9 protein-coding genes are annotated in these 12,708 nt (G+C 68.1%); 6 read left to right on the top strand and 3 right to left on the bottom strand.

The genetic code is table 11. The features are described from left to right. Positions 1-139: 139 nt before the first annotated feature. Positions 140-1,039: a lipid A hydroxylase LpxO gene (lpxO, locus tag ACFWP0_RS08630; RefSeq protein ID WP_377841228.1), complete on the top strand. Its 900-nt coding sequence runs from the start codon at positions 140-142 to the stop codon at positions 1,037-1,039. Positions 1,040-1,085: 46 nt separating this feature from the next. Here the strand turns inward: lpxO and hrpA are convergent, their stop codons facing one another. The 3 genes from hrpA to ACFWP0_RS08645 form a co-directional block, all read right to left on the bottom strand. Then, positions 1,086-5,129: an ATP-dependent RNA helicase HrpA gene (gene hrpA, locus ACFWP0_RS08635; RefSeq protein WP_377841230.1), complete on the bottom strand. Its 4,044-nt coding sequence runs from the start codon at positions 5,127-5,129 to the stop codon at positions 1,086-1,088. Between the two features lie 106 nt (positions 5,130-5,235). Next, positions 5,236-6,645, bottom strand: coding sequence for an FAD-binding oxidoreductase (locus ACFWP0_RS08640; RefSeq protein ID WP_377841232.1), 1,410 nt, complete (start codon positions 6,643-6,645; stop codon positions 5,236-5,238). 7 nt (positions 6,646-6,652) lie between these two features. Beyond that, entirely contained in the window at positions 6,653-7,333 is a 681-nt protein-coding gene (locus ACFWP0_RS08645; RefSeq protein WP_377841234.1) for an aspartate/glutamate racemase family protein, read from the bottom strand. 125 nt (positions 7,334-7,458) lie between these two features. Between ACFWP0_RS08645 and ACFWP0_RS08650 the strand changes: the two genes are divergently transcribed. The 5 genes from ACFWP0_RS08650 (at position 7,459) to ACFWP0_RS08670 (ending at position 12,705) form a co-directional block, all read left to right on the top strand. Then, positions 7,459-8,400, top strand: coding sequence for a LysR substrate-binding domain-containing protein (locus tag ACFWP0_RS08650; protein WP_377841236.1), 942 nt, complete (start codon positions 7,459-7,461; stop codon positions 8,398-8,400). 121 nt (positions 8,401-8,521) lie between these two features. Beyond that, a complete protein-coding gene (locus tag ACFWP0_RS08655; protein WP_377841238.1) occupies positions 8,522-9,448 on the top strand; it encodes a dihydrodipicolinate synthase family protein in 927 nt (308 codons plus the stop codon). Positions 9,449-9,461: 13 nt separating this feature from the next. Then, on the top strand, positions 9,462-10,241 hold the full coding sequence (locus ACFWP0_RS08660) for an SDR family oxidoreductase (protein ID WP_377841239.1): 780 nt from the start codon (positions 9,462-9,464) through the stop codon (positions 10,239-10,241). 27 nt (positions 10,242-10,268) lie between these two features. Then, the gene (gene hydA, locus ACFWP0_RS08665; protein WP_377841241.1) at positions 10,269-11,747 is read left to right on the top strand and encodes a dihydropyrimidinase; all 1,479 of its coding nucleotides are present in this window, start codon (positions 10,269-10,271) and stop codon (positions 11,745-11,747) included. 10 nt (positions 11,748-11,757) lie between these two features. Next, a complete protein-coding gene (locus ACFWP0_RS08670; RefSeq protein WP_377841242.1) occupies positions 11,758-12,705 on the top strand; it encodes an N-carbamoyl-D-amino-acid hydrolase in 948 nt (315 codons plus the stop codon). The last annotated feature ends 3 nt before the right edge of the window (positions 12,706-12,708 follow it).

Genomic DNA, 12,708 nt, shown 5'->3' on the forward strand with positions numbered 1-12,708 from the left:
TCTTACTAGAAGGAGCTTCGCATGCGTACCCGAATGGAGGCCGTCCAGGCGCGCAGCGCCGCCGCGGCGCTGCTTATATGACGCTTGTGGGACAATACGCGCTGTACCGGACTACCTCGTTGCAGGACGAGACTTACGTATGAAATGGCTAATCCCCGGGATCTGGCTTGTCGCCATCCTGTTCGCGCACTTCCGAGGCCGCGTCAAGCTGCCGCTGAGCCGGCAACTGCTGGACCACTCTGTGCTGCTGGCGCCCATCAACGCCTTCATGGTGTTGACGTCGCGGGTGCCATCCACCCCCTATCTGACGACCAGCGAGATCGCCGAGCTCAAGGTGCTGGACGACAATTGGGAGACGATCCGCGCAGAAGCCGTGCAAATGGCCGAATTGCGGCGCATCAAGGCCGCGGATGCCCATAACGACATCGGCTTCAACTCCTTTTTCAAGTACGGCTGGAAGCGCTTCTACCTGAAGTGGTATGACGCCCGCCACCCGTCGGCGGAAGAACTCTGCCCCCAGACCGTCGCCATTCTGAAGACCCTGCCCAAGGTCAAGGCCGCGATGTTCGCCGAGCTGCCCCCGGGCGGCCAGTTGAACCCGCACCGCGATCCGTTCGCCGGGTCCCTGCGCTACCACCTGGGTCTGGTCACCCCGAACGACGACGGCTGCCACATCATCGTCGACGGCGAACACTACAGCTGGCGCGACGGCGAAAGCGTGGTGTTCGACGAAACCTATGTGCACGAAGCCTACAACAAGACCGACCAGAACCGCATCATCCTGTTCTGCGACGTGGAGCGCCCGCTGAAGTGGCGCTGGGCCGAAGCCTTCAACCGCTGGTTCGGCCGCGTGGTCATGTCGGCCGCAAGCTCGCCCAACGACGGCGGCGACCAGACCGGCGCCATCAACAGGCTGACGCACGCGCACTGGGTCATCGACCAGAAGCGCAAGGCCTTCAAGGCCTGGAACCGCAACGCCTACAAGGCCACCAAGTACGGCCTGATCATCCTGGTGGTCGCCGGGTTCCTGGCGCTGTAAAGAAGAAAGGCCGCGAATTCGCGGCCTTTCTTTTGCCCGGCGCGCGCTAGCGCTTCAATGACTCCCAGCTCTTCATCAGGCGCTTGACCGACACCGGCATGGGCGTGCGCAGTTCCTGCGCAAACAACGCCACCCGCAGCTCCTCCAGCAGCCACCGGAACTCGTCGAGCCTGGGATCGGGCGCGCCCTTCAGCGCCGATCTCGCCCGCTGGTACTGCGTGACCAGCGGCGCCATTTCCGCCACCAGCTTCGCGTCGCGCGCCGGATCGGCGCGCAGCTTGTCGATGCGCGCCACCGCCGCCTTGAGGTAGCGGGGATAGTGCGACAGCTGCGCATACGGCGTATCGCGGATGAACCACTTGGGCATCAGCGCGCTCAGTTGCTGCTGCAGGTCCGCATAGGCGGCGGCGTGCGGCTTGGCTTGCGGCAGCTTGCGCTGGACGGCGGCGTACTCGGTCAGCACTGCCCCGGCCAGCCGCGCCACTTCCTGGGCCAGCAGGCCCAGCCTGCCCTTGCCTTCCGCGCGCCGGGCTTCGAACTGCTGCTCGTTCACCGGCCACGGTTCGGCCAGGCAGGCCTGCCCGAGCGCGCAGTCGATGATCTGGTCGCGCAGTTCTTCCTGCGTGCCCAGCGTCATGTAAAGCATGCTGATCTTGGTCAGGTCCGCCAGGTTCTTTTCCAGGAACTTGACCTGTTCGCGCAGCCCCAGCCGGAACAGCTTCAAAAGGCCCGCGCGGTGATGTTTGCGCGCGTCGTCCGGGTCGTCGAACACGTCCAGGTCGCAATGCGCGCCGCGGTCCACCAGCGCCGGATAGCCGATGACTGACTGCCCGCGCCGCTTGATCTCCATGATCTCCGGCAAGGGGCCGAAGGACCAGGTGGTCAGGTTCTCGTGCGCCAGCGCCTGGGCGACCTGCGTGTCGCTGGCGGCAAGCTGCTGGAAGGTGGCCTGGGCCTGCTTGCCGAACTCTGCCCGCAGCTGCGCCAGGTTGCGGCCGGCGGCCAGCATGCGCCCGTGCTCGTCGACCACGCGGAAGTTCATGAACAAGTGCGCCGGCAGGGTCTCCAGCTTGAAGTCCCCCACCGCGGGGCGCACCTGCACCTGGTCCCACATGTCGGCAATGATGGCGTCCACCAGCCCCATCTGGGGATCGGCCTGCCGTTCGAACCAGCGGTCGTAGAAGCCCGCCGCGTAGTCCGGCAGCGGCACGCAATGGCGCCGCAGCTTCTGCGGCAGCGACTTCAGCAGCAGATGCACCTTTTCTTTCAGCATACCGGGCACCAGCCACTCGCAGCGCGCCGGATCGATCTGGTTCAGGGCGAACAGCGGCACCGCCAAGGTGACGCCGTCGCGCGGCGAGCCCGGCTCGAAATGGTAGTCCAGCGCCATCGACACGCCCTGCCATTCCACCTTCTTGGGGAAGACATCGGTCGTGACGCCGGCGGCTTCGTGCCGCATGAGTTCGTCGCGGGTCAGCATCAGCTTGGCTGCCGACGCCTTGTCCAGGCCGTTCACCCATTTTTCCAGCGACGCCGTCTGCGAGATGTCGGCGGGCAGCTGGCGGTCGTAGAACGCATGGATCAGCTCGTCGTCGACCAGGATGTCCGGGCGGCGACTCTGGTGCTCCAGCTTTTCGATGCCCGCGATCAGCTTGCGGTTGTGCGCCACGAACGCCAGGCGCGTGTCGATCTCGCCGGGCACCAGGGCCTGGCGAATGAAGAGCTCGCGCGCCTCCTTGGGGTTGACGCGGCCGTACTGGATGCGCCGGCCCGTGTAGATGGTCAGCCCGTACAGCGTGGCCCGTTCGTTGGCCACGACCTGCCCGGCCTTCTTTTCCCAGCGCGGGTCCGACCAGTTCTTGCGGATCAGGTGGGCGCCCACCTTTTCCAGCCACACCGGGTCGATGCGCGCCACGCAGCGCGCGTACAGGCGCGTGGTCTCGACCAGTTCGGCCGCCATGATCCAGCGGCCGGCCTTCTTCACCAGGCGCGAGCCCGGGTGGATGTGGAAGCGGATCTCGCGGGCGCCCTGATAATGGCCGCCCTCGTCGCTCTTGAAGCCGATATTGCCCAACAGGCCGGACAAGAGCGCCAGGTGCAACTGCTCGTACGTGGCCTCCGTCTGGTTGACGCGCCAGCCCTGCTCTCCCACCAGCGCCGCCAGCTGCGTATGCACGTCATGCCATTCGCGCAAGCGGATCGGCGACAGGAAGTTCTGCCGCAAGAGGCCCACCAGCTTGCGCTGCGACGCCTTGTGCTGCACCTGTTCGCCATACCAGCGCCACAGCTTCAGGAAGGAGATGAACTCCGACTTGTCGTCAGCGAACTTGGCGTGCGCCGCCTCGGCGGCCTCGCGCTCCTGCATGGGGCGGTCGCGCGCGTCCTGCACGGACAGGGCGGAGGCGATGATCAGCATCTCGGCCAGGCACTCGTGTTCGCGCGCCGCCAGGATCATCCGGCCGATGCGCGGGTCCACCGGCAGCTTGGCCAGCTCGTGGCCCGTCCGCGTCAGCACGAAGGCCGCGCCGGTGCGCGCGGCGTCCGCGTCGTCGTCGGACGCCGAGGCCAGTTCGATCGCGCCCAGTTCCTGCAGCAGATGGTAGCCGTCGGCCACCGCGCGCCCGGGCGGCGCCTCGACGAAGGGGAACTGTTCGATTTCGTCCAGCTTCAGCGACTTCATCCGCAGGATGACCGAGGCCAGCGAGGAGCGCAGCACCTCCGGGTCGGTGAAGGCGGCCCGGTTGTTGAAGTCCAGCTCGTCGTAGAGCCGGATGCACACGCCCGGCCCCACCCGGCCGCAACGGCCGGCGCGCTGGTTGGCCGAAGCGCGGCTGATCGGCTCGATGCGCAACTGCTCGACCTTGTTGCGCCAGGAATAGCGCTTGATGCGCGCCAGCCCGCTGTCGACCACGAAACGGATGCCCGGCACGGTCAGCGAGGTTTCCGCCACGTTGGTGGCCAGCACGATGCGCCGCGCATTGCCGCGCGGATGGAAGATCTGCTCCTGCTCGGCCTGCGACAGGCGCGCAAACAGCGGCAGCACCTCGGTGCCGGCGGGATGGCGCTTGCGCAGCGCTTCGGCGGATTCGCGGATCTCGCGCTCTCCGGGCAGGAACACCAGCACGTCGCCGGGGCCGTGCCGGGCGCATTCGTCCACGGCGTCCACGATGGCGTCGATCAGGTCGCGCTCTTCGTCGCCCGACATGCGCTCGCGGTCGCGGCCGGTCTTGGGGGGCTGTGGCGCCCCGGCCTCCGCCGCCGGCTCCTCGCGCACGGGCCGGTAGCGGACCTCGACGGGGTACAGCCGGCCGGACACCTCGATGACGGGCGCGGGCTTGTCCTCGGACGCGCCGAAATGCCTGGCGAAGCGGTCGGCGTCGATGGTGGCCGACGTGATGATCAGCTTCAGGTCCGGGCGCCGCGGCAGCAGCTGCTTCAGGTAGCCCAGCAGGAAATCGATATTCAGGCTGCGTTCGTGCGCCTCGTCGATGATGATGGTGTCGTAGCGGCGCAAGAGCGGATCGCGCTGCGACTCGGCCAGCAGGATGCCGTCCGTCATCAGCTTGATGGACGCATTCGGGCCGGTGCGGTCGTTGAACCGGACCTGGTAGCCGACCACCTCGCCCATCGGCGTGTTCAGCTCTTCGGCGATGCGCTTGGCCACGGAAGTCGCCGCCAGCCGGCGCGGCTGGGTGTGGCCGATCATCTTCTGGCGGCCGCGGCCCAGTTCCAGGCAGATCTTCGGGAGCTGGGTGGTCTTGCCCGACCCGGTTTCCCCGCTGACGATCACGACCTGATGGCCGGCGATGGCGCGTGCAATCTCCTGCCGCCGCGCGCTGACGGGCAGGTCTTCGGGGTAGTTCACGACGGGAATGGGCCGTTCGGGACGCGGCGCCGGGCGGCCTTCGGGCCGGGATCCGGCACGGGACTCGTTCGCCGGGGCGTTGCCGCCGTCTTTCCGGGGTTCGTTCCCCGAGGCGTTCCGGGGAGCATTCCCGGCTTCGTTCCGGGGCGCTTTCCGGGGCGCTTTCCGGTCGCCGGCGTCCGGCGCCGGGTTCTTTGGCGCCCGCGGGCTGGAGGATTCAGGCATGTAGGATTTATCCAATTAGCCTGCCATTATAAATTTCCGGCGGACTTCGCGCCCGGGCGGGCCGGCAAAGCCGCCTCCCGGCCTCCCCGCCCCGCTTTGCGGCCCGCTACAGCAGCTTGCCCGGGTTCATCAGCTGATTCGGATCCAGCGCCCGCTTGATCATCAGCATCAGGTCCATTTCCACGGGCGACTTGTAGCGCCGCAGCTCGTCGCGCCGCAATTGCCCCACGCCATGCTCGGCGCTGATGCTGCCGCCGCGCTGCGCCACCAGGTCGTGCACCCGGCGGTTCAGCGCCGCGGTCAGGCGCGAGTATTCCGCCGGCGTCGCATCCAGCGGCAGCAGCACGTTGTAGTGCAGGTTGCCGTCGCCGATATGGCCGAAATTCACGATCGGCAGGCCAGGAAAATCGGACACCAGCGCCAGGTCGGCCTCTTCCACGAACGCGGCCAGCCGGGAAATGGGCAGCGCGATATCGTGCTTGACCGCCTTGCCGGCGCGCACCTGCGCCTGGGAAATCCCTTCGCGCAGCCGCCACATGGACTGGGCCTGCGCATCGTTCATGGCGATCGCGCAGTCCTGGATCAATCCGTCTTCCAGCGCCGCGCCCAGCGCGGCCTCCAGCAGGGCGGGCAGTCCCGACGGTTCCGTATCCGACAGCTCCAGCATCACGTAATAGGGGTGCCGTCCGGCCAGCGGGCTGACCGCGCCGCTGACATGGGCCACCACCAGTTCCAGGCAACGCGCCGACATCATCTCGAACGCGGTCAGGCGTTCGCCGCAGGCGGCCTGCAGGCGGGTCAAAAGGCCCACCACCTGCGAGGGCGTTTCCGCGCCGGCCCAGGCCGTGGCGCGGCCGGCGGGCGCGGGGTACAGCTTGAGGACCGCGCCCGTGATGATGCCCAGCGTGCCTTCCGACCCGATGAACAGGCTCTTCAGGTCGTAGCCGGTGTTGTCCTTGCGCAAGCCGCGCAGGCCGTTCCAGACCCGGCCGTCCGGCAGCACCACTTCCAGCCCCAGCGCCAGATCGCGCGTGTTGCCGTAGCGCAGCACGGCGGTGCCGCCGGCATTGGTGGCGAGATTGCCGCCGATGGTGCAGCTGCCTTCGGCGCCCAGGCTCAAGGGGAAGAACCGGCCGGCTGCGCGCGCGGCCTCCTGCACGTCGGCCAGCAGCACGCCGGCGTCGGCGCACAGGGTGTTATTGACGGGGTCCACCTCGCGGATGCGCTTCATGCGGTTCAGGCTCAGGATCACCTGCGCGCCGCTGGCGTCCGGCGTGGCGCCGCCGCTCATGCCGGTGTTGCCGCCTTGCGGCACCACGGGGATGCGCGTCTGATGGCACAGGCGCATGACGGCCGACACTTCGGTGGCGTTGCGCGGGCGCACCACCACGGGCGTGCTGCCCTGCCACTTGCCCAGCCAGTCGCGCACATAGGGCGCTTGGTCGTCGGCGTCCAGCACCAGCCCGCCGTCGCCCACCAGGTGCGACAGCCGTTCGATCAGTTCGTGATTGCGCATGCCGGCCTCAGGCGCCGTGCCAGTTGAGCCGGATGCGGCCGATGGCCATGGCCGCCGCGGCCTGGGTCGGCTCCACCACCGGCAGGCCCAGTTCGCCCTGCAGCCAGCCACGGTAGGCCGCCATGCCGGCGCACCCCAGCACGAGCACGTCGGCCTGGTGCTCGTCGCGCAAGCGCCGCCCCACCTGCAGCAGGCGCGCGCGGGTGCGCGCGGCGTCCGACAATTCCACCACGCCCAGGTCCAGCGGCAGCTCGGCCGCCACGCGGCCCGACACGCCCGCCGCGCCGAACAGCCGCCCGTGGCGCGGCAGCGACTGGCGCAGGATCGCGATCACGCCCACGCGCTGGCCCAGGGTAAGCGCCGTGAGCATGCCGCATTCGCTGATGCCCAGCACCGGCTTGGACGTCGCCTCGCGCACGGCGTGCAGCCCGGGGTCGCTGAAGCAGGCGATCACGTAGCCCGCGGCGGCCGCGCCATGCTCGGCATCCAGCCTGCGCACCAGGTCCGCCAGCGGCAGGGTCACGCTTTCCACGTCCAGCTGGGTCTGCACGCCCGCGGGCCCTTCGGCCAGCGTCAGGCATTGGATGCGCGGGCCGCCGGCCATGCGCAGCGGTTCCAGCGCGGCGTCGAACGCGTCCGTCACCGCCTGGGTGGAATTGGGATTGATGACAAAGAGGGTCTGTTCCATTCGTCTGTCCTGGGCTGGGTACGGCGCCAGTCTAGCTGCGCCGCCGCATGAGCATGTATTGTCAATTTGTCTGCCGGCCTTAACCCTTTGTTATGCTCTTCCGGTCAAGTCGGAGCGTGCGCGCCATGCAACTGAATCTGCGGCAAATCGAAGTGTTCCGGGCGGTCATGACGACCGGTTCGATCAGCGGGGCGGCCAAGCTGCTCTTCGTCTCGCAGCCGGCGGTGAGCCGCCTGTTGTCGCACACGGAACAGCGGCTGGGCTTCGCGCTGTTCGAGCGCATCAAGGGCCGGCTCTACCCCACGCCCGAATCGCGCCAGCTGTTCCGTGAAGTCGAGGCCGTCTACGCCGGCGTGCGGCGCGTGGGGGAACTGGCGTCCGAACTGGCCGAGCGCCGCAGCGGCATCCTGCACCTGGTGTCCAGCCCCAGCATCGGCCATATGCTGGTCCCGCTGACCATTTCGCGCTTCCGCGAAACGCATCCCGACGTGAAGATCACCTTCCAGCCGCTGACCCAGCAGCCGCTGACGCAGATGCTGCTGGACAACCGCGCCGAACTGGGCGTGGTGATCCTGCCGATCCAGCACCCGAACCTGCTGACCCAGGCCATCGGGCAGGCGCGGCTGGTCTGCATCTGTCCTTACAACCATCCGCTGGCCCGCCGTTCGCTGTTGTCGATTGCGGACCTGCAGCCCTACCCGCTCATTTCCTACGGCGGCGACACGCCGTTCGGCACGCTGGTGGAACAGATGTACCTTGAGGCCGGCCAGGCCCGCCGGCTGGCGGTCGAAGTGAGCTCGCCGCAGAACGCGTGTTCGCTGGTGCAGGCCGGCGCGGGGATCGCCATCGTGGACGAATTCTCGGTCAAGAGCCGCACGCAGGGCGACTTCGTGGTGCGCCCCATCGACCAGGCCAAGATCATCACGGCCAGCCTGGTGCAGTCGCGCTTCGAACCCTTGTCGCAACTGGCGCAGGCCTTCGTGGACGTGCTGCGCCACACCTTGCAGGAGCAGGGTTTCGAGCTCTCGGCGACCGCGCTGGCAAACCCTGCCAAGGGTAAACCTTGACTTAACAGGCTGTTATACCAAAGCAATAAAAAAGCAAGTGGAGTTCTAAAACTTCCGCTTTAGGATGACATCCGAAACGTTGTTTCCGATTTCGGTTTTCACGCATCCTGACGGAGAAAAGATGGCCGCCTCCCTCGACGCCAACGGCGTCTTCACCATTTGCCCCACGCCCTTCGACGACGCCCTGAAGGTGGATGCCGACAGCATCCGCACACTGGTCGACTTCCTGCTGGAAACCGGCGTGACCGGCCTGGCCATCCTGGGATTCCTGGGCGAGCTGCACAAGCTGTCCAATGCCGAGCGCCGGCTGGTCCTTGAGACCTTCGTCAAGCACACCGACGGCCGCGTGCCGGTCTGGGTCGGGGTGCGCGCCCACGGCATCGCCGGCGCGATCGAACAGGCGCGCGAAGCGCAGGACCTGGGCGCGTCCGCCGTGTTTGCCGCGCCGCTGGACAACGCCAGCGACGCCCTGCTGTTCGACTACTACCAGGCCGTCGCCGCCGCCGTGAAGATCCCGGTGGTGATCCACGACTTCCCCGATTCGTTCGGCACCGAGATCCGCCCCGAAGTCGTCGCCCGGCTGGGCCGCGAAGGCGGCGTGCACATGATCAAGATGGAAGAGCCGCCGGTGGCGCAGAAGATCAGCCGCATCCGCGAGCTGGTTCCGGATGCGGACATGAAGATCTTCGGCGGCCTGGGCGGCGTGTACTTCCTGGAAGAGCTGCAGCGCGGGGCGGTCGGCACCATGACCGGCTTCGCCTTCCCGGAGATCCTGGTGGCCATCTATGAGCGCTACGCCAGCGGCGACCAAGCCGGCGCCGCCGCCATCTTCGACCGCTACTGCCCGCTGATCCGCTACGAGTTCCAGCCCAAGATCGGACTGGCCTTGCGCAAGTATGTCTACCAGCGCCGCGGCGCGATCAAGAGCCATGCGCTGCGCGCGCCCGGCATGCGCATCGATCCGGCGACGGCGGCCGAACTGGAGGCCACGGTCAAGCGCGTCGGCCTGTCGCTCGCGGCTACCGGCCGCCAACCCGTTCAAGGCTGACAGGAGCATCGCGATGGACTTGGGAATCAAAGGCAAGCGGGCGCTGGTGTGCGCCTCGAGCAAGGGCCTGGGCTACGCCTGCGCGTTGTCGCTGGCGCGCGAAGGCGTGAACCTGGTGATGGCCGCGCGCACCGCGGCCACGCTTGAGGCCGCGGCGGAGTCGATCCGCCGCGAAGCCGGCGCGGCTGTCGCGACGGTAGCCGCCGACGTCACCACCGAGGCCGGCAGGCAGGCCCTGCTGGCCGCGTGCCCCGAACCCGACATCCTCGTGACCAACGCGGGCGGCCCGAAGCCGGGCGACTTCCGCGAGTGGTCGCGCGAGGACTGGATCGCCGCGCTGGACGCCAACATGCTCACGCCGATCGCGCTGATCCGCGCCACCGTCGACGGCATGATCGCGCGCCGCTTCGGCCGCATCGTCAACATCACGTCCGCCGCTGTGAAGATGCCCATCGACATCCTGGGCCTGTCCAACGGCGCGCGCGCCGGCCTGACCGGCTTCGTGGCGGGCCTTGCGCGCCAGACGGTGCGCCATGGCGTCACCATCAACAACCTGCTGCCGGGCCCCTTCCTTACCGACCGCCTGCGCCAGACCGCCGAGCGCGGCGCGCGGGACAGCGGCAAGACGGTGGACGAGGTGCTGGCCGCGCGGCTGGCCGGCATACCGGCCGGCCGCTATGGCGACCCCGCCGAGTTCGGCGACGCCTGCGCCTTCCTGTGCGGCGCCCGCGCCGGCTTCACGACCGGACAGAACCTGGTGCTGGACGGCGGCATCTATCCCGGCACGCTCTGAACACTCTTCCCGCGGAAAACCCCACCCATGACCGACACCGCCGCATTCGACCTGACCATCCGAAACGGACGCATCAGCACGGCCACGGACACCTTCCATGCAGACATCGGCGTGCGCGACGGCGTGATCGCGGCGCTGGGCCAGGGACTGCCGCCGGGCGCGCGCGATATCGACGCCGCGGGGCGCTGGGTGCTGCCCGGCGGCATCGACAGCCACTGCCATGTGGAACAGCTGTCCGGCATGGGCATCATGTGCGCCGACGATTTCTACAGCGCCACGGTATCGGCGGCCTTCGGCGGCACCACCACCATCATTCCGTTCGCGGCCCAGCATCGCGGCAATGCCTTGCCGGAGGTGGTGGCCGACTATGCCCGGCGCGCCGAGGAAAAGGCGGTCATCGACTACGGCTTCCACCTGATCCTGTCGGACCCCACGGAGCAGGCGCTGGCGCACGACCTGCCCGAGCTGATCAGGAACGGCATCACCTCCTTCAAGGTGTTCATGACCTACGACCGCCTGAAGCTGGACGACTACCAGCTGCTGGACGTGCTGGAGGTTGCCGACCGCGAGGGCGCGCTGGTCATGGTGCACGCCGAGAACAACGACATGATCCGCTGGGTGGCCCGCCGCCTGGCCGAGCGCGGCATGACGGCGCCCAAGTACCACGCCGTCGCCCACACGCCGCTGGCGGAAAGCGAAGCCACGCATCGCGCCGTGACGCTGGCGCGCATGATGGACGTGCCGATCCTGATCGTGCACGTGGCCGGACTGGAGGCGGTGCGCGTGGTCCATTCGTCGCAGGCGCTGGGCCTGCCGATCCACGCCGAAAGCTGCCCGCAGTACCTGTTCCTGACCGCCGAGGACATCGACCTGCCCGGCCTGGAAGGCGCCAAGTTCTGCTGCAGCCCGCCCCCGCGCGACGCCGCCTCGCAGGAGGCCGTCTGGCAGGGCCTGGCCGACGGCACCTTGCAGCTGTATTCGTCCGACCATGCGCCCTACCGCTACGACGCCAGCGGCAAGCTGCCCAAGGGCGAAGCCACCACCTTCAAGGACGTGGCCAACGGCGTGCCGGGCCTGGAGGTGCGCATGCCGCTGCTGTTCTCCGAAGGCGTGCTGGGCGGCCGCATCTCCATCGAGCGCTTCGTGGCGCTGACCGCCGCCAACCACGCGCGCACCTACGGGCTGTATCCGCAAAAGGGCACCATCGCCGTGGGCGCGGACGCCGACATCGCCATATGGAACCCGGAACGCGAAGTGACGATCTCCGCCTCCATGCTGCACGACAGCGTCGGCTACACGCCGTACGAAGGCAGGACCGTGCGCGGCTGGCCGGAAGTGGTGATCAGCCGCGGCCGCGTGGCGGTCGAGAACGGCCAGCTGCACGTGGCGCGCGGCAGCGGCCGGTTCATCAAGCGCGGCACGCCGGAACCCGTGCTGCGCCAGCGCCTGACCGGCAATCCCAACGCGCTCGTGCGCAAGTATTTTTCCAACAGCGGCCCGGCATGAGGATCACCCGATGAGCAAACGTCCCTTCGGCCTGGCGGTCGCGCAGATGGGCCCGGTGCAGCCAAACGAATCCCGCCGCCAGGCGGTGGCCCGGCTGCTGGCGATGATGCGCGAGGCGCATGGCCGCGGCGCGCGGATGGTCGTGTTCCCGGAACTGGCGCTGACCACCTTCTTCCCGCGCTACTGGATGACGGAAGAAGAGGCGATGGAGCGCTATTTCGAAAAGGAAATGCCCGGCCCCGAGACCCGCGTCCTGTTCGACGCCGCGCGCGAACTGGGCATCGGCTTCTACCTGGGCTACGCCGAGATTGCCTCGGACGGGCGCCGGTACAACACCAGCATCCTGGTCGACGCGAACGCGCGGATCGTCGGGCGCTACCGCAAGATCCATCTGCCGGGGCACAGCGACCACAAGCCCGAGGCCCCCTTCCAGCACCTGGAGAAAAAATTCTTCGAGGTCGGCAACGACGGCTTCAATGTTTGGGAAACGCTGGGCGCGCGCATCGGCATGTGCCTGTGCAACGACCGCCGCTGGACGGAAACCTGGCGCGTGCTGGCGCTGCAGGGCGCCGAGATCGTGGCGCTGGGATACAACACGCCGTCCATGAATATCCACTGGAATGAACCGGCCCACTTGCGCATGTTCCACCACCTGCTGAGCCTGCAGGCCGCCGCGTATCAGAACGCGGTGTGGGTGGCGGCGGCGGGCAAGGCCGGCGTGGAAGACGGCAGCCACCTGATCGCCGGATCGGCCATCGTCGCGCCCACGGGCGAGATCGTGGCGCAGGCGCAGGGGGAGGAGGACGAGGTGATTTTTTGCCAGGCCGACCTGGCATTGGGAGACACCTTCAAGCAGCACATCTTCAACTTCGCCGCCCACCGGCGCCCGGAGCATTACGGCTTGATTCTCGAGCGCGTAGGCACCGGACCCGCGCTGGGCAAGACGCCTCTGCCCTAAAGG

The sequence above is a fragment of the Achromobacter sp. NPDC058515 genome (assembly GCF_042721735.1).
GTDB lineage: Bacteria > Pseudomonadota > Gammaproteobacteria > Burkholderiales > Burkholderiaceae_B > Achromobacter.

Bases quoted from the DNA above. Each gene is read 5' to 3' on its own strand.
- ACFWP0_RS08660 (WP_377841239.1), top strand. From the start codon at position 9,462: ATGGACTTGGGAATCAAAGGCAAGCGGGCGCTGGTGTGCGCCTCGAGC.
- hydA (WP_377841241.1), top strand. From the start codon at position 10,269: ATGACCGACACCGCCGCATTCGACCTGACCATCCGAAACGGACGCATC.
- ACFWP0_RS08640 (WP_377841232.1), bottom strand. From the start codon at position 6,645: ATGCGCAATCACGAACTGATCGAACGGCTGTCGCACCTGGTGGGCGAC.
- ACFWP0_RS08655 (WP_377841238.1), top strand. From the start codon at position 8,522: ATGGCCGCCTCCCTCGACGCCAACGGCGTCTTCACCATTTGCCCCACG.
- hrpA (WP_377841230.1), bottom strand. From the start codon at position 5,129: ATGCCTGAATCCTCCAGCCCGCGGGCGCCAAAGAACCCGGCGCCGGAC.
- ACFWP0_RS08650 (WP_377841236.1), top strand. From the start codon at position 7,459: ATGCAACTGAATCTGCGGCAAATCGAAGTGTTCCGGGCGGTCATGACG.
- lpxO (WP_377841228.1), top strand. From the start codon at position 140: ATGAAATGGCTAATCCCCGGGATCTGGCTTGTCGCCATCCTGTTCGCG.
- ACFWP0_RS08645 (WP_377841234.1), bottom strand. From the start codon at position 7,333: ATGGAACAGACCCTCTTTGTCATCAATCCCAATTCCACCCAGGCGGTG.
- ACFWP0_RS08670 (WP_377841242.1), top strand. From the start codon at position 11,758: ATGAGCAAACGTCCCTTCGGCCTGGCGGTCGCGCAGATGGGCCCGGTG.